Source organism: Microbacterium sp. 3J1 (assembly GCF_001049495.1).
In the GTDB taxonomy this organism is placed as follows: Bacteria; Actinomycetota; Actinomycetes; order Actinomycetales; family Microbacteriaceae; genus Microbacterium.
The window spans coordinates 133617-149361 of sequence record NZ_CDWI01000009.1 but is presented as its reverse complement, the minus strand read 5'-3'; the positions used below and the strand labels follow the sequence as shown (position 1 = coordinate 149361).

General features: G+C 70.9%; 17 protein-coding genes. 7 read left to right on the top strand and 10 right to left on the bottom strand.

Annotated elements, in window-relative coordinates; all coding sequences use genetic code 11:
• Positions 1–110 precede the first annotated feature (110 nt).
• Positions 111–1775 (bottom strand): ABC transporter substrate-binding protein, encoded by a 1665-nt coding sequence (locus BN2660_RS07275; RefSeq protein ID WP_091229355.1) that lies wholly within the window; start codon positions 1773–1775, stop codon positions 111–113.
• A gap of 190 nt (positions 1776–1965) precedes the next feature.
• Here BN2660_RS07275 and BN2660_RS07270 point away from each other — a divergent pair, with 190 nt between their 5' ends.
• A complete protein-coding gene (locus tag BN2660_RS07270; protein WP_091229351.1) occupies positions 1966–2613 on the top strand; it encodes a TetR/AcrR family transcriptional regulator in 648 nt (215 codons plus the stop codon).
• Between the two features lie 10 nt (positions 2614–2623).
• A complete protein-coding gene (locus tag BN2660_RS07265) occupies positions 2624–3838 on the top strand; it encodes an amidohydrolase (RefSeq protein ID WP_091229347.1) in 1215 nt (404 codons plus the stop codon).
• Between the two features lie 161 nt (positions 3839–3999).
• Here the strand turns inward: BN2660_RS07265 and moaA are convergent, their stop codons facing one another.
• The 6 genes from moaA to BN2660_RS07235 form a co-directional block, all read right to left on the bottom strand.
• Positions 4000–5088: a GTP 3',8-cyclase MoaA gene (moaA, locus tag BN2660_RS07260; RefSeq protein ID WP_091229345.1), complete on the bottom strand. Its 1089-nt coding sequence runs from the start codon at positions 5086–5088 to the stop codon at positions 4000–4002.
• A gap of 498 nt (positions 5089–5586) precedes the next feature.
• On the bottom strand, positions 5587–6642 hold the full coding sequence (locus tag BN2660_RS07255; protein WP_091229343.1) for a sulfate/molybdate ABC transporter ATP-binding protein: 1056 nt from the start codon (positions 6640–6642) through the stop codon (positions 5587–5589).
• Positions 6639–7427 carry a molybdate ABC transporter permease subunit gene (gene modB, locus BN2660_RS07250; RefSeq protein ID WP_091229340.1) on the bottom strand — a complete coding sequence of 263 codons (789 nt, stop codon included), beginning with the start codon at positions 7425–7427 and terminating at the stop codon, positions 6639–6641. Before modB ends, BN2660_RS07255 begins: the two co-directional genes overlap by 4 nt.
• Positions 7424–8203, bottom strand: a complete 780-nt coding sequence (gene modA, locus BN2660_RS07245) for a molybdate ABC transporter substrate-binding protein (protein ID WP_091229337.1) — start codon at positions 8201–8203, stop codon at positions 7424–7426. The genes modB and modA overlap by 4 nt, the downstream gene beginning before the upstream one ends.
• 1 nt (position 8204) lies before the next feature.
• Positions 8205–8597, bottom strand: a complete 393-nt coding sequence (locus tag BN2660_RS07240; RefSeq protein ID WP_091229333.1) for a TOBE domain-containing protein — start codon at positions 8595–8597, stop codon at positions 8205–8207.
• Positions 8598–8688: 91 nt separating this feature from the next.
• Positions 8689–9180, bottom strand: a complete 492-nt coding sequence (locus BN2660_RS07235) for a MarR family winged helix-turn-helix transcriptional regulator (RefSeq protein WP_091229329.1) — start codon at positions 9178–9180, stop codon at positions 8689–8691.
• A gap of 88 nt (positions 9181–9268) precedes the next feature.
• On the opposite strand from BN2660_RS07235, the gene BN2660_RS07230 reads away from it, so the two are divergent.
• From BN2660_RS07230 to BN2660_RS07210, 5 genes are all read left to right on the top strand, one after another.
• Positions 9269–10060 carry an SDR family NAD(P)-dependent oxidoreductase gene (locus BN2660_RS07230; RefSeq protein WP_091229326.1) on the top strand — a complete coding sequence of 264 codons (792 nt, stop codon included), beginning with the start codon at positions 9269–9271 and terminating at the stop codon, positions 10058–10060.
• A gap of 80 nt (positions 10061–10140) precedes the next feature.
• Positions 10141–10911 (top strand): HesA/MoeB/ThiF family protein, encoded by a 771-nt coding sequence (locus BN2660_RS07225; protein ID WP_091229323.1) that lies wholly within the window; start codon positions 10141–10143, stop codon positions 10909–10911.
• Positions 10908–12155: a molybdopterin molybdotransferase MoeA gene (gene glp / locus BN2660_RS07220; protein WP_091229319.1), complete on the top strand. Its 1248-nt coding sequence runs from the start codon at positions 10908–10910 to the stop codon at positions 12153–12155. The genes BN2660_RS07225 and glp overlap by 4 nt, the downstream gene beginning before the upstream one ends.
• Positions 12152–12631: a cyclic pyranopterin monophosphate synthase MoaC gene (gene moaC / locus BN2660_RS07215; RefSeq protein ID WP_091229316.1), complete on the top strand. Its 480-nt coding sequence runs from the start codon at positions 12152–12154 to the stop codon at positions 12629–12631. The genes glp and moaC overlap by 4 nt, the downstream gene beginning before the upstream one ends.
• Positions 12628–12861 carry a MoaD/ThiS family protein gene (locus BN2660_RS07210; protein WP_091229312.1) on the top strand — a complete coding sequence of 78 codons (234 nt, stop codon included), beginning with the start codon at positions 12628–12630 and terminating at the stop codon, positions 12859–12861. The genes moaC and BN2660_RS07210 overlap by 4 nt, the downstream gene beginning before the upstream one ends.
• A 221-nt stretch (positions 12862–13082) precedes the next feature.
• Here the strand turns inward: BN2660_RS07210 and BN2660_RS07205 are convergent, their stop codons facing one another.
• Genes BN2660_RS07205 through BN2660_RS07195 form a run of 3 tightly spaced genes read right to left on the bottom strand, consistent with a single transcriptional unit; the run spans position 13083 to position 15735 of the window.
• Entirely contained in the window at positions 13083–13523 is a 441-nt protein-coding gene (locus BN2660_RS07205; protein WP_091229305.1) for a molybdenum cofactor biosynthesis protein MoaE, read from the bottom strand.
• A complete protein-coding gene (locus BN2660_RS07200; protein ID WP_091229301.1) occupies positions 13520–14008 on the bottom strand; it encodes a MogA/MoaB family molybdenum cofactor biosynthesis protein in 489 nt (162 codons plus the stop codon). The genes BN2660_RS07205 and BN2660_RS07200 overlap by 4 nt, the downstream gene beginning before the upstream one ends.
• Positions 14009–14067: 59 nt before the next feature.
• Entirely contained in the window at positions 14068–15735 is a 1668-nt protein-coding gene (locus BN2660_RS07195) for a molybdopterin-dependent oxidoreductase (protein WP_091229696.1), read from the bottom strand.
• Positions 15736–15745 lie beyond the last annotated feature (10 nt).

The window sequence follows — 15745 nt, the reverse complement described above, 5'->3', positions numbered from 1 at the left end:
AGGTGTCCTTCGTCGGGGGCGTGTCGTCTGGGTCCTCCGGTCCTCGCTCGGCGACCGGGAGGGAGGCCCCCGGTCGCCGAGCGAGCGAAGCGAGACGAGACGCGGTGCGCTTACTCGGCCGGCTTCAGCTTCGTGAGGATCATCACGATGTTCTGCTGCGTCGGGTCGCCCGATGCGTACGGGTCTTCCTCCGACGGCCATCCGACGTAGTTGCGCGTGTTGAACTCGCCGAGCAGCGGGTGCGCGCCGAGCGGGATCGCGGGGACCTGGTCGACGAACATCGTCTGCAGCGTCTGCATGGCCGCCGTGCGCTCCTCGTCGGACGAGGCGTTGGCGTAGGTGTTCAGCGCCTCGGTCGCCGCCGGGTCCTCGAAACGGCCGAAGTTGAATCCGGCGATCCCCTCGGGGGAGATCCAGCGCGGGTCCATCGTCGACGTGTAGAGGCCGTACGCCGTGCCGCTGTCCTCGAGCCAGTGGATGATGGCCGAGAACGTGCCCTCGTCGCGGGGCCCCGCCCAGCCGCCCCAGTCGGGCATGTCGATCTTGACCTCGGCGCCGATCGACTCCGAGATGTCCTCGGCGATGAGCTCCTGCGCCGTGTTCCAGTCGCTCCAGCCCGAGGGCACCGAGAGGGTGAACGACACGGGCGTGCCGTCGGGGTCGATCAGAGCGTCGCCGTCCCACGTGTATCCGGCCGAGGTGAGCAGCTCGCGCGCCTTATCGGCGTCGACCGAGTACTCCTGGCCCTGGAAGTCGGGCTGGATCTCGTCCTCGAGGATCGACGAGAGTCCGGTCACCGACCAGACGGGCTCGCTCGCGCCCTCACGCGCGATGTCGACGTAGGCGTCGCGGTCGATCACCCAGGCCAGCGCCTGACGGAACGCGACGTCGTCGAACGGCTTCTCGTGCAGGTTCATGAAGAGCGTCGCGGAGCCGGTGGTCGGAGCGACGTAGAACTTGTTGTGCTCGGGGTCGGCGTCGAGGAACTGCTCCTGGATCTGCGGGATGAACGCCTGCGCCCAGTCGGCCTCGCCCTGCGAGAGCGCCGTGGTGAGGGCGGTGTTGTCGCCGTACGACACGTAGTGCAGCTCGGGCACGGCGAGGTCGCCGCCCCAGTAGTCGTCGCGGGCCTCGAGGGTGACCGACTCGGTCGACCAGTTCGACAGCGCGTAGGGGCCGGTTCCGACGAGGTCGTCGCCCTTGACGGGGTCGGTGGCCGGCTCGTCGAGGTTCTCCCAGATGTGCTTCGGGACGATCGGCACGTGCAGCACGCGAGCCTGGTTGACGTACTTCGACTCCGCGAAGGTCAGGGTCACGGCGTCGCCGTCGACGGTCGCCCCCTCGAACTTGAGGCCGGCGGTGTCGAGTGCGGGCGTGGAGACGAGCTCGTACGTGAAGACGATGTCGTCGGCGGTGAAGGGCTCGCCGTCGCTCCAGGTGACGTCCTTGCGGGGGACGACGGTGACGGCGGTGTAGTCGTCGTTCCACTCGATGCTCTCGGCGAGCCAGGGGGTGACCTCGCGCTCGCCGGTCTGGTTCACGAGGCCGAGGGTCTCGAAGATGACCTTGCCGTAGCCGTACTTCGACGCTGAGGAATCGCCGACGAACGGGTTGTTCGACTCGGTGGTGATGGCGCCGTCGGGCTTGGCGATGGTGAGTGCGGCACCGCCGTCGCCGCCGCTTTCGCCGGATCCGCCGGCTGCGCATCCGGCGAGCACCGAGATGCTGAGTGCGGAGACCGCCGCGACGGCGATCAGGGACTTTCTGAGCTTCATTGCTTCTCCTTGGGGGCACGGGTCGTTGTGCTGTGAGCGCTCCGGAGGCTCGGGCATCCGATGCGATTTGCTTACTGGCGAGAAAGTAAGCTGGTGCGAGGTTACCCGTCAGTAAGTAGAGTTGGCAAGTACGATCCGATGCAGGATCGACGCCGACCCGTTCGAGAGCCCGTGCAGGTGAGGAGGGACCATGTCGAAGCATGCCGTCGCGCCGGTGAACGTGCGCCCCGCCACCCGCGAGAAACGCGAGCAGATCCTCAAGGCGGCCGTCGAGATCTTCGGCAACAAGGGCTCGACGAACGGCACCCTCGCCGACGTCGCCGAGCAGGTCGGGATCACCCACGCCGGAGTCCTCCACCACTTCGGCTCGAAGCAGAAGCTCCTCCTCGAAGTGCTCGCGTACCGCGATCAGGCCGACGTCGCCGAACTCGCCGAGAAGCACATCCCCGGGGGGCCCGAGCTCTTCATGCACCTCGTGCGCACGGCGATCGCGAACGAGTCCCGGCCGGGCATCGTGCAGGCGTACACCGTCCTGTCGTCGGAGTCGGTGACCGACAACCACCCCGGTCGCGAGTACTTCGAGGAGCGCTATACGACTCTTCGACGCGAGGTCACCGAGGCGTTCCACGAGCTGTGCGCGCAGCAGGGCGTGACCGAACCCGACACGATCGCGACCGCGGCGGCCAGCATCCTCGCCGTCATGGACGGTCTGCAGCTGCAGTGGCTGCTGCACCGCGACGTGTTCGACCTGGGCGAGGCGAGCGAGTTCGCGATCCGTGCGATCGTCAACGGCGTGCTGCACCCCGGACCCGCGCTGGAGTCGTACACCCGCGACTAGGCTCGGGGCCATGACGATCGACCTCGAAGCGCTCTACATCGACCTGCACCAGCATCCGGAGCTCTCGTTCCAGGAGACGCGCACGGCGAGCATCGCAGCCGGGCACCTGCGGGATCTCGGGCTCGAGGTGCACGAGGGCGTCGGAGTCACGGGCGTCGTCGGCGTGCTGCGGAACGGCGACGGCCCCGTCGTCTGGGCGCGCGCCGACATGGATGCCCTTCCCGTCGCGGAGCTCACCGGACTCGCCTACGCCAGCACCGCCACCGGCATCGACCCCTCCGGCAACACCGTGCCCGTCATGCACGCGTGCGGGCACGACATGCACGTCACCGCCATGATCGGCGCCGTCGAGAGGCTCGTGGCAGAACGGTCGGAGTGGTCCGGGACCCTGGTCGTGCTCATCCAGCCGGCCGAGGAGTACGGCGCCGGCTCCAGAGCCATGCTCGACGACGGACTGCGGGATCTCGTACCGCACCCCGACATCGTGCTGGGGCAGCACGTCACCCCGCTGCCCGCCGGAACGATCGGCGTCCGCCCCGGCACGCAGATGGCGGCATCCGACGGTCTCACCGTCACCCTGCACGGCCGCGGCGGTCACGGCTCGCGCCCGCACTCGACGATCGACCCCGTCGTGATGGCGGCGGCGACCGTCATGCGCCTGCAGACCATCACGTCGCGCGAGGTCGACCCGCGCGACGTGGCCGTCGTGACGGTCGGCTCGATCCACGCCGGACTCAAGAACAACATCATCCCGGCCGAGGCCAAGCTCGAGCTCAGCCTCCGCTACCCGAACGACGAGATGCGCGACAGGGTGCTCGCGAGTGTCGAGCGGATCGTGCGGGCCGAGGCCGCGGCATCCGGAGCCGAGCGCGAGCCCGAGATCCGCACCGACCACACCCTGCCGCCCACGATCAACGACGCGGATGCGACCGCCCGTGTCACCTCGGCGCTGCAGCGCGCGCTGGGCGAGGCGTCGGTCGTCGACCCCGGGATGTTCACGGGCAGTGAGGACGTCTCGTGGTTCGCCCGCGACACCGGTGCGCCGCTCGTCTTCTGGTTCTGGGGCGGCGTCGACCCCGAGAGGTTCGCGGCGGCGATGGCGGCGGGCACGCTCGACAAGGACGTGCCGACCAACCACTCCCCCTACTTCGCGCCGGAGATCCACCCGACGATCGAGGTCGGGGTCACCGCACTGTCGGCCGCGGCGCGGGAGTTCCTGGGCTGAGGCTCGCCCGGCGCTGTGGGCGCGCCCGGTTCCCCGTGCACAATTCAGCATGAACGGCGGCATCCGGGCCGGAACGGCGCTCCGCGCGCGCGGAACGGGCGTTCTCTGCTGAATCGTGCACGCCGATGGCGGCGCATCTCAGCCGCCGAAGGCGGCGCATCTCAGCCGCCGATGGCGTTCATTCCGCGAGCCGGCTGCAGGAACGACGGGTCGTTGATCGCGTGACCCGGCAGCTTGCCGTGCACACAGGAGCGCAGCATGGCCGCAATCCCCTCGGCGCGGTGACCGGGTGCGGATGCCGGATCGCCGCGCAGCACGCCGATCAGGTCGTACTCGGAGTTGGAGAACAGGCAGTTGCGCAGCTGTCCGTCGGCCGTCAGCCGCAGCCGATCGCACGCGCCGCAGAACGGAGCGGTGACCGAGGCGATCACGCCGACCTCGTGGGGTCCGCCGTCGATGCGCCACTTCTCCGCAGGCGCTCCACCGCGTCCGGGGACGGGCTCGAGGGTCCACCGCGCGGCGAGCTTCTCGAGGATCTCCTCGCGCGTCACCATCGAGGCGCGATCCCACGTGTGCCCGGCGTCGAGCGGCATCTGCTCGATGAATCGCAGCTGGGCACCGACCTCCATCGCGAACGCGACCAGGTCGGGCAGCTCGTCGTCGTTCACACCGCGCATCGCGACGGTGTTGAGCTTGAGCGGGCGGAGTTCGGATGCCGCCGCTGCCGCGATGCCCTCGAACACGTCGTCGATGCGGTCGCGCCGCGTGAGATCGGCGAAGCGCTGACGATCGACCGTGTCGATGCTTATGTTCAGGCGGGTCAGGCCTGCATCGATGAGGTCGGGGAGCTTCTTCGCGAGGCTGATCCCGTTCGTCGTCATCGCGACCTCGACGGGCCCGTCCTCACCCTGGATCCGTGAGATCCGCCGCACGACGTCGACGATGTCGGCCCGCAGCAGCGGTTCGCCACCGGTGAGACGGAACGTGCGGATGCCGAGCGAGGCCGCCACCTCGGCGACCTCCACGATCTCGTCGGTCGAGAGGATGCTGCTGCGCGCGAGCCACTCGTTGCCCTGCTCAGGCATGCAGTAGGTGCAGCGCAGCGAGCAGCGATCGGTGAGCGAGATCCGTAGGTCGCGGTGCACACGGCCGTGGGTGTCGACGAGGCCCTGCGAAGCGGGTGTGGGGGCGGCTGTCGCAGCATCCGCATGCGGGGCGCGGATGCCGATCACGACCGGAACGGCCGTCATCGCGCTTCCCCGGTCCCCGTCATGTTCCGAGACTACCGGCGCCCTCGGTACCGGGGCCCGCTCGCGCCCGACCACCGGCATATTGCCAGGTCGGGGGCGGGGTGGGCGGGGTGGGACGGTTCGTCCGGCTGGCGATTTCACGGATGGCGGGACGTGTGGCAGCATCCGTCCAGCCATCCGGGCATCCACCAGCCATCCGGACGGGAGGGACGAGGCGGCGGGCCGCATTCGGACGGGGTGGGCTGCATCCGGACGGGGTAGGCGGGGTGGGCGGACGGGGACGGTTCATCCGGCTGGCGATGTCACGGATGGCTGGACACACGGCAGCATCCGTCCAGCCATCCGGGAATCCGCCAGCCATCCGGACGGGGCCGGGTAGGAGGGACGGGACGGGTGGGAGGGACGAGGCGGGACGGGGCGGGGAGGGACGGGACGGGACCGGACGGGGCGGGGCGGGGAGGGACGGGACGGGAAGGGACGGGGGCGGTGACGCGGGACTCAGGCCGCGACGAAGCGCACAGCGGCGGGGTCGATGCGCAACCGGAGGCGATCCCCCGCGTCGATGCCCGCGGCCTCGGCGAGGGGCAGGTCGACGGCCCCACGGTGGGTGTGCACGCGCACGCCGGCGAGCGTCGGCTCGACGCGCGTGACGGACGCCTTCCACGAGTTCTCGTCAGCCCCCGGGACGACCCGCACATCGGACGGCCGGAACACCGCCGCGAGCGCGGTGCCCTCCGTCGCGGCGAGCGAGCGTGAGGCGGAATCGGCGCTGGTCAACGCCACGTCCCCGTCTCGCCACAGACCGCCGCCCGCCACGCCGAGAAGTCGGTTCACCCCCGCGATCGACGCGACGAAAGCGGATGCCGGGGCGGCGAGCACCTCGCGCACGGCGCCCTCCTGCGTGACCCGACCCGCCTCGATCACGACCAGGTCCTCGGCCAGCGCCACCGCGTCCGCAGCGTCGTGCGTGACGGCGATCGTCGTGGTCGACGCGAGTTGGTCGCGCAGCATCCGTCTGATGTCCCCCGCCGTCTCGGGGTCGAGGGCGACGAGCGGTTCGTCGAGGAGCACGACGCGGGGTGACGCGGCGAGCGCGCGAGCGACGGCGACGCGCTGCTGTTCTCCGCCGGACAGCTCATGCGGCATGCGGTCGCCGACCCCGGGGAGCCCGACCCGCTCGAGCCAGTCGTCTGCGCCTCTACGGGCCGCGCGGGCCTCGGCGCGTCCCGCGCGAGGACCGAAGGCGACGTTCTCGCGCACGGACAGATGCGGGAACAGTCGCGGCTTCTGTCCGAGCAGCACGATGCCCCGGTGCATCGGAGGAGTGCGGACGCGCGGCGACGCGACCCGGTCGACGATCCGCCCTTCGACGGCGATCTCTCCGTCGACGAGAGGCTCCAACCCGGCCAGCGCGTGCAGCAGCGTCGACTTGCCCGCCCCGCTCGGACCCATGATCGCGACGGTCGAACCGGTCGGCACCTGCAGCGCGACGTCGACGGCGAAATGCTCGCGAGGCACCACGATCCGCCCCCGCAGACCGTCGACCGCGCTCATCGGCCCACTCCCGGACGCCACCCGCGCACGAGCAGCAGCACGACGATCGCGGTGGCGAGCAGGAGGAGGGCGAGTGCGACGGCGGCGCCCTGAGACACCCCGGCACCGTTGAAAGCCGTGTAGATCGCGAGGGGCATGGTCTGCGTCACACCCGGGCGGTTGCCCGCGAAGAGCGCCGTGGCGCCGAACTCGCCGATCGCCCTGGCGAAGCAGAGCACCACGCCGGCGACGATGCCCGGGGCGGCGAGCGGCAGGGTGATGCGGCGCAGGATCGTCCAGCGCCCCGCGCCGAGCGCCGCAGCGGTGCGCTCGTACTCGACGCCGGACGTCCGCACCGCTCCCTCGACCGCCAGCACGAGGAACGGCAGCGCCACGAAGGTCTGCGCGAGCACCACCGCCGGGGTGCTGAACGAGATGCCGAGTCCTCCGAGCCACCCCGCGCGGCCGAAGAGGTACAGCAGCGCGACCCCGCCGACCATGGGCGGAAGCACGAGCGGAACAGTCACCGCCGCCCGGAGCACCGCCGCGAGTCGCGGGCCTGAGCGGGCGATGAACAGCGCGAGCGGAACACCGACGACGATGCACAGCAGCGTGGCGATGAGTCCCGTGCCCAGCGACAGGAGCAGCGCCGAGCGCGCCGCCTCGGAGGTCACGTCGGCGACGAACGTCGACCATTCGACACGGGCGATCAGGGCGGCCAGGGGCAGGATGAGGAAGGCGAGACCGATGAGCGCCGGGATCGCCAGCGCACGCGGCGCGTATCCCGTGTCGCGCGCGGCGCTCACGGAGCTCCGAAACCGTGGTCCGCGAGGATCGCCTGTCCCGCGTCGGACAGGACGAACGCGACGAAGGCCGCAGCCGCGTCGGGGTTCCGCGCGTCGTCGAGGGTCGCGATCGGGTAGTGGTTCACGACCTGGGCGGCAGCTGCGGGAACGATGACCTCGACGTCGTCGCGGTCGATCACATCCGTGGCGTAGACGAGACCTGCATCCGCCTCCCCGGTGGCGACCTTGGTCAGCACCGCGGTGACGTTCTGCTCGAGGCTCGCGGGGTCGACGCGCACGCCCTCCAGGTCGAGGAGTGTCGCCGATGCGGCGCCGCAGGGCACCTCGGGTGCGCACAGGATCGTGGTGACCTCGGCGAGGTCGGCGATCGTGCGCACGTCGGCGGGGTTGCCTGCCGGAACCGCGATGACGAGGGTGTTCGACGCGAACAGAGTGGACTCGTCCGTCAGCGCCGCCGCCTTCTGCATGCTCGCCTCGTCAGCGGCGGCGAAGACATCGGCGGGTGCGCCCTCGGCGAGCTGCGCGACGAGCGTCGACGAGCCGTCGTAGACGGAAGTGAACGCGGCACCGGGATGCGCCGCCGTGAAGGCCTCCCCGATCTCGTCGAAGGCATCGGCGAGCGAGGCGGCGGCATAGACCACGATCTCACCGCCTGTATCGCTGTCGGCGGTCGAGCCGGGCGCGGACGGCGCGGGCGAAACGCAGCCGCCGAGGGCGAGAGCGGCGAGGGTGACGGCGGCGACGGTGACGAACGTGCGGCGGAGGATGCGGTCCATGTCAGCCCTTCGGGACCTCGACGACGATCTGCGTCGCCTTGACGGATGCCGTCGCCGGCGACCCGACTTCGAGGTCGAGGTCGCGCACGGCCTCGGCGGACATGAGGGAGACCACGCGGTGCGGGCCTGCCTGGATGTCGACCTGGGCCATGACCCCGTCGATCTGCACCCTCGTCACGATCCCCGTGAAACGGTTGCGGGCACTGGAGCGCCCCTCGCCGGATGCCTTCGCCTCGGCCGCGAGCTCGATCGCCCGGGCGGCGAGTGCGTCTCCCGGGATCTCGGCGGGCACGGCATCCGTCACGGGGAGCACGCCCTGCTCGACCCATCGCCGTACGGTGTCGTCGCTGACCCCGAGGAGTTGGGCCGCACGGGCGATGCGATAGGCGTACATAGTGCGATTCTACCGCGAATGCGGGTTCAAGGCGCTCGTTTTCCCCGCGTATGCGGATGATCAACGCGCCGCACCCCTCGCGAGGCGACGGTCAGGCGTTCGGCGGACGCCATCCTCCGTCTTCGCGGACGGCCTCGGCGATCCGCCGGGTGATCTCCCGCAGCTGCCGCTTCTGCGGCGCCGTCAGGCGGTCGAGCACCAGCTGATGCACGAGCTGCGCATGTCCCGGCGATGCCTGATCGACCTTGGCGCGACCGCTGTCGGTGAGGATCGCGAGCGTGAAGCGTCCGTCGGCCGGGTCGGCGGCGCGCCGCATCCAGCCGCGCGCCTCGAGACGGGTGGCGGCCCGCGACAGGCGCGAGAGCGAGCTGTTGGCGTACGAAGAGAGCACACTCATCCGCAGCGTGCCCGCGTCGGCGCGCGCGAGGGCGTAAAGGACGCCGTACTCGAAGTGGGTGAGCTGCGCGTCGCGTTGCAGCTGGGTGTCGAGCGCGGCCGGCAGCCATTCGAGCATGATCGCGAGCGAGGCCCACGTCTCGAGATCGTCGCCCGACAACGGGGCGGTCGCGCCGGAGGTCGTCATGTTCCGAGCGTACCGGACCCCGCGCGATTTGACTTGATCAGGAAAGTGACATTCACTTGCTTGGGAAAGTCAATCGAAAGAGGGAACGATGGATCTCGAACTCACGGGCAAGCGCGCGTTCGTCAGCGGATCGACGCAGGGAATCGGTCTCGCGATCGCCGCAGGGCTCATCCGCGCCGGAGCCGCGGTGGTGATCAACGGGCGCGAGGAGGGTCGCGTCCGCGCGGTCGCCGATGAGCTGAGGCTTCTCTCACCCGGCGCCGATGTGCGAGGGATCGCTGCCGATTTCGCGGATGCAGGCCAGGTGGGGCGCCTCGTCGACGAGGTGGGTGAAGTCGACATCCTGGTCAACAACGTCGGCGTCTTCGATGTGCGGCCCTTCGGCGAGATCCCGGATGCCGAGTGGCAGCGGTACTTCGACGTGAACGTCATGAGCGGCGTGCGCCTGTCTCGGCGTGTGATCGACGGGATGCTGTCACGGGGCTGGGGGCGGATAATCTTCATCTCGAGCGAGTCCGGCGTGAACGTGCCGGCGGACATGACGCATTACGGCGTGACGAAGGCCGCGACGCTCGCGCTCGCGAACGGGCTCGCCAAGACGACCCGCGGCACCCGCGTCACGGTGAACAGCATCCTGGGCGGACCGACCTACTCCGAGGGGGTCGCCCAGGCCGTGGAGCAGATCGCGCAGGCGCAGGGCATGCCGGCATCCGACCTCAAGCGGGCCATCGCCGCCGGCAACACCACCTCGCTGCTGGAGCGCTTCATCGAGCCGGACGAGATCGCGCATCTCGCGCTCTATCTCGCCAGCCCCCGTTCCTCCGCCACGAACGGCGCAGCTCTGCGTGCGGATGGCGGAACGCTGACGACGACCCTCTGAGCGGCGCCCGTGCTCGCGGCATAGCCGGTCCCCGCCGCCCGGTCGCCCCGAACGTCGGACCACGGGCATACCCTGGGGCCATGCAGCCGCTCGTCGCCCCCGCGCCCTCGCTCGACCCGGCCGAACTCGTCCGCACCGCCAGACACGCCGTCCTCTCCGGCATCGGCGAGGAGGGTCAGCGACGTCTCTCCGCCGCCCGGGTCGCGGTCGTCGGAGCGGGCGGTATCGGCTCGCCCGTGCTGCTCGCGCTGGCCGCCGCCGGAGTGGGCACGATCACGGTGATCGACGACGACGTGGTCGAGCTCACGAACCTCCAGCGGCAGATCGCCCACCGCGTCGACGACATCGACACACCCAAGACCGGCTCGGCGGCGCGCGCGATCGCCGCCCTGGCCCCGGCGGCCCACGTCGTCGCGCACACCGCGCGGCTGGACGCGACGAACGCGCGCGAGCTGCTCGCCGACGCGGACATCGTCGTCGACACGAGCGACTCCTTCTCGACCAGGCGCGATGTCTCCGCGGCGACCGAGGCTCTCGGCATCCCCCTCGTCTGGGGCGCCGTGCAGGAGTGGCACGCGCAGGCCACGGTGTTCTGGTCGTCTCCGCCGGCAGGCCACGATCCGGTCGTGCTCGCCGACCTCTTCCCCCACGGCACCGAGGGCGAACCGCCCAGCTGCGCGCAGGTCGGCGTGCTGGGAGCGCTGTGCGTGCAGGTCGGAGGGATGCTGGCCAGCGAGGTCGTCAAGCTCGTCACGGGTGCCGGCGACCCCCTGCTCGGACGCCTCGCGATCATCGACGCGCTCAGCGCCAGACAGCACGAGGTCGAGATCCGGTCGGCGGTGGCGGCATGAGCGCCGCGCAGAGCCCCCGGCGCACGGTGGAGGAGCAGCTGGCCACGGTGCTGGATGCCGTGCGCACGCTGCCGCCCGAGATCCGCCCGCTCCGCGATGCCGCCTCGCGCACGCTCGCCGCACCCGCGATCGCGGCCCACGACATCCCTCTCTTCGACAACTCCGCGATGGACGGCTTCGCCGTACGCATGGCGGACGTCTCCTCGGCATCCGCCGACGCCCCCGTCACCCTGCACGTCGTCGCCGACCTGCCCGCCGGCGTCTCCGACGACCCGCCCCTCGAACCGGGTGAGGCCGCACGCATCATGACCGGATCCCCGACGCCGACCGCCGCCGACGCGATCGTCCCGTTCGAGGACACCGTCGGGGGCCTCGCCGACTCGCTCGGCGAGGTGAAGGTGCTGCGGGCGCCGACCGCATCGGGAGCCTTCATCCGCCGAAGCGGGGCCGACCTGAGAGCAGGAGATCCCGTCGTCCTCGCCGGCGAGCGCCTCGGCCCCTTCCAGCTGTCGGCCGCCGTCGCTGCCGGAGCGGACCCGGTGTCGGTCACTCGGGCACCACGCGTGGCGGTGGTCTCGACCGGCAGCGAGCTGCTCGCCCCGGGCGACCCCGCGACCCGCGGGCGCATCCCCGACTCGAACGGCCCACTGCTCGAGCTGCTGGTCGCCGAGGCGGATGCCGAGATCGTGCTCGTGGCCCGCGTCGCGGACGACGCCGAGGCCGTGCGCTCGGCCACCGCGACGGCGGTCGAACGCGGCGCCGACGTGATCGTGTTCACCGGCGGGGTCAGTGCAGGCGCGTACGAGCCCGTCCGCGGCGCTTTCGACGGCGGCGGCGAGGTCGAGTTCGCGAGCGTGGCCATGCAGCCGGGCAAACCGCAGGCGTTCGGCGTGCTCGACTCCGGCACTCTCGTCTTCGGACTTCCGGGCAACCCGGTCAGTGTCGCGGTGTCGTTCGAGGTGTTCGTTCGCCCTGCCCTGCTCGCCCTGCAGGGCCGCGCCGAGATCCACCGCCCCCGGGCGACCTTCGTCGCGGATGCGGCGTGGACGACCCCACCCGGACGCCGTCAGTACCTGCCGGCGATCGTCGACCTGTCGGCCCGCACGGTGCGACCCGCGACGGCGGGAGGATCGGGGTCGCATCTCGCCGGCGGTCTCGCCCGCGCACACGCGTTCGCCGTCGTGCCCGCCGAGGTGGATGCCGTGGCCGTGGGCGACCCGATCGATGTCATGCTGGTCGGATGAGCTTCCCGCATCTCGACTCCGCCGGCCGTGCGCACATGGTCGATGTGACGGCCAAGCAGCCGACGGTGCGCACCGCGACCGCACGGGGCTTCGTCCGCTGCAGCGCCGATGTGATCGCCGCGCTGCGCGACGGCACCGCCCCCAAGGGCGACGTGCTCGCCGTCGCCCGCATCGCCGGCATCCAGGCAGCGAAGTCCACCGCCTCGCTCCTGCCTCTCGCGCACGTGATCGGCGTGCATCGCGCGAGCGTCGAGCTCGACGTCGTCGACGACGGCGTTCACGTCGAGGCGACCGTCGGCACCGCCGACCGCACGGGCGTGGAGATGGAGGCGCTGACCGCCGTGTCGGTGAGCGCACTCGCGATCGTCGACATGATCAAGGGCCTCGACCGCGCGGTCGTCATCGAGGACGTGCGCATCGTCGCGAAGTCGGGCGGACGCTCCGGAGACTGGGTGCGGCCGGGAGAAGAGCGGTGATCCGGGTCCGCTACTTCGCCGCCGCCGCCGAGGCCGCAGGAGTCGACGTCGAGGAACGCGACGAGCAGTCGCTCGATGAGCTGCGTGCGGCGGTCGTGGCGGAGCATCCGGCCCTCGCCGACATCCTGCCGCGCTGCGCCGTCATGGTCGACGGCGTCCGCAGCGACGACGACCGATCGCTCGCCGACGCGACGCTCATCGACGTCCTGCCACCCTTCGCCGGGGGCTGAGCGCCGCGGGTGTCCGGGGAGGCGTGCGCTTCGAGCGCTTCGCGCGCTTCGCGAGGCGATGTGCGCTTCGCAAGGCCTCGGATGCCGGAAACGGCCTCACGAGGCGTACTCGGCCTTGCAAGGCGCACGGCGTTCGGGCGCAGGTTCGGGGCGCAGGTGCGAGGCGCAGGGTGCGAGACGTGCGGAGTGCGAGGCGCGGAACGCACAGCGCTCGCGGTCCCTCAGCCGCCGATGCCCTTCCACGACGTCGAGCCGTCGGACTCGAGCTGACGCTTCCAGACCGGCAGCTCGCTCTTGATGTCCTCGATGATCGCGCGGCACACGTCGAACGCCTCTGCGCGATGCTCTGCGGCGACCGCGATCACGACGGCCGCGTCTCCCACCGCCAGGGCGCCGATGCGATGGCTCACCGCCACGACGACGCGGGCGTCGGCGACGGCATCCGATCCCGCCTTCTCGGCGATGCTCCGGAGCACGGACTCCGCGTCCGGATGGCCGCTGTACTCGAGACCGACCACGGGCGTCTGCGCGTCCGGATCGTTGTCGCGGACCCGGCCGATGAACGTCGTCACCCCGCCGAGCCTCGGGTCGTCGACAGCCGTCAGGTGCGCCTCGACGTCGAGCGGATGCTCCGAGATCGCAGCGATCTTCACCTCGTTCATGAGTGGTCTCCTCCGTCGGTCTGGTCCACCACGTGTCGGGCGACGGTCAGCACGACCGGCACACCCGATGCCACGGCCCGCGTCGAGCCGGGCAGGTTCACGATCAGCGCGCCGGCGGGATCCACGACGCCCGCCAGCCCCCGCGAGAGGATCGAGAGCGGAGTGTCGGCGAGACCGCTGCGTCGCAGCTCCTCGGCGAGACCCGGCACCTCGCGGGTGATGACCTGACGCGTCCCCTCCGGGGTCTGGTCACGCGGGCTCACACCGGTGCCCCCGGTCGTGACGATGAGCCGGATGCCTCGGGCGACGGCTCGACGCAGGGCGTCGGCGACGGAGTCGGCACCGTCAGGGACGACCTGCGCGTCGGGGCAGTGCCACCCGGCATCCCGCAGCAGTCCCACGGCGATCGGGCCGCCACGATCCTCCCGTTCGCCGGCGAAGGAGCGGTCCGAGACGGTGATCACGCACGCGGGGAGCGATGTCATGGCTCCACCCTAGGGGGCGGCGCGTCGCCGACCCCGACACGGATGCCGTGGCTCACGGATCAGGTGACTCTGACGAGCGAGCGTTGCCATCCCGATGAGCCGTTCGGCGCGATGGGAGCGCGCTCCTCGATCTGCAGGTCGCCGTTCTTGTTCGTCGCCCGCACCGCCACGTAGTGGGTTCCGGGGGTGGCGTCCCAGTCCACGAACCACTGCACCCAGGTGTCCTCGTTGATCGGGGCCGACAGCGTCGCCGGCATCCAGTCGCCCTCGTCGATCTTCACCTCGACCTTCTCGATGCCCACCGACTGGGCCCAGGCGACACCCGCGATCGGGATCTTGCCCGACGCGACAGCGGATCCGAGCTTGGGGGTGTCGATGCGCGAGGAGAACTTGATCGGAGCCTCGGCGCTGTAGCCGCGGGGCGTCCAGTACGCCTCGTCGTCGGCGAACGTCGTGACCTTGAGCTCGGTCAGCCACTTGGTCGCCGACACGTATCCGTACAGGCCGGGAACGACCATCCGCACCGGGAAGCCGTGTTCCAGCGGCAGCGGCTCGCCGTTCATGCCGACCGCGAGGATCGCGTCGAGGTTGTCGTCGGTCAGTGCCGAAAGGGGCGTGCTGGCGGTGTAGCCGTCGATGCTGCGAGAGAGCACCATGTCGGCGCCGGACTTCACGCCGGCCTTCTTCAGGACGTCGCGGAGGGGAACGCCCAGCCACATGGCGTTGCCGACCAGTTCGCCGCCGACCTCGTTCGAGACGCACGTCAGCGTGATCGCATACTCGTCGAGACCCATGTCGAGGATGTCCTGGAAGCTCATCTCCACCCGCTCGTCGACCATGCCGTCGATCACCAGCCGCCACGTCTCGGGGTCGATCGTGGGCACGGTCAGGGCGGTGTCGACGCGGTAGAAGTCCTTGTTCGGGGTGAAGAGCTTGCTGAGACCGGGGACGTCGAGCTCCGCGCCCTGCGGAACGGTCACCTTCGTGCGGGGCGACGGGAGCTTGAGGGCGTCGCGGATCGTCTCGACGGAGGACACCACCATGGTGGCGGCGCGCGAGGCGACGCCGACGATGACCGCAGACGCACCGGCGATACCCGCGAGGATGAAGAACTGGCGGCGGTCCATCGACTTCGCGGGCTTGTCGGACGCGCCCGGTGCGACATCCTTCACGGCGGGTGCCGCATCCGTGGGTGCCGCCCCCGCGGCCCCGGCCGCTCCCGTCTCCGTGACGGCCGCGGCCCCGGCCGCTCTCGACGACGCTCGCCAGGCACGAAGTCGCCGCGCCAGGACCACGATGATGACCGACCCCGCGACGGTGCCGATCACGGGGGGCAGGAACGCGAGCGGCGTGACACCGGCGCGAGTGACGATCGCGGCGGTCGAGAGGGCACCGGCGATGACCAGGGCGATCACGCCGAGCGGCGGGCGGACGAGCTGCAGCACTCCGGCGATCGCCGAGGCGATGACCACGGCGAGGCCGAGACCGATGAGCAGCGCGATCTTGTCGTACTCGCCGAAGGTCGCGATCGCGAACTCCTTGAACGGCTGCGGCACGATGTCGATGACGAATCCGCCGACGGCGAGGATCGGACTCGCTGCCCGCGCGAAGATCAGTGCGAACAGTTCGGCGGTCGCGAGGAAGACCGCGCCGCTGATCACGCCCGCGATCGCAGCCCAGAAGATGAAGTGGCCGCGCGTGCCGCTCGGCGTGTTCCGCTGTGACATGGTCTGCTCC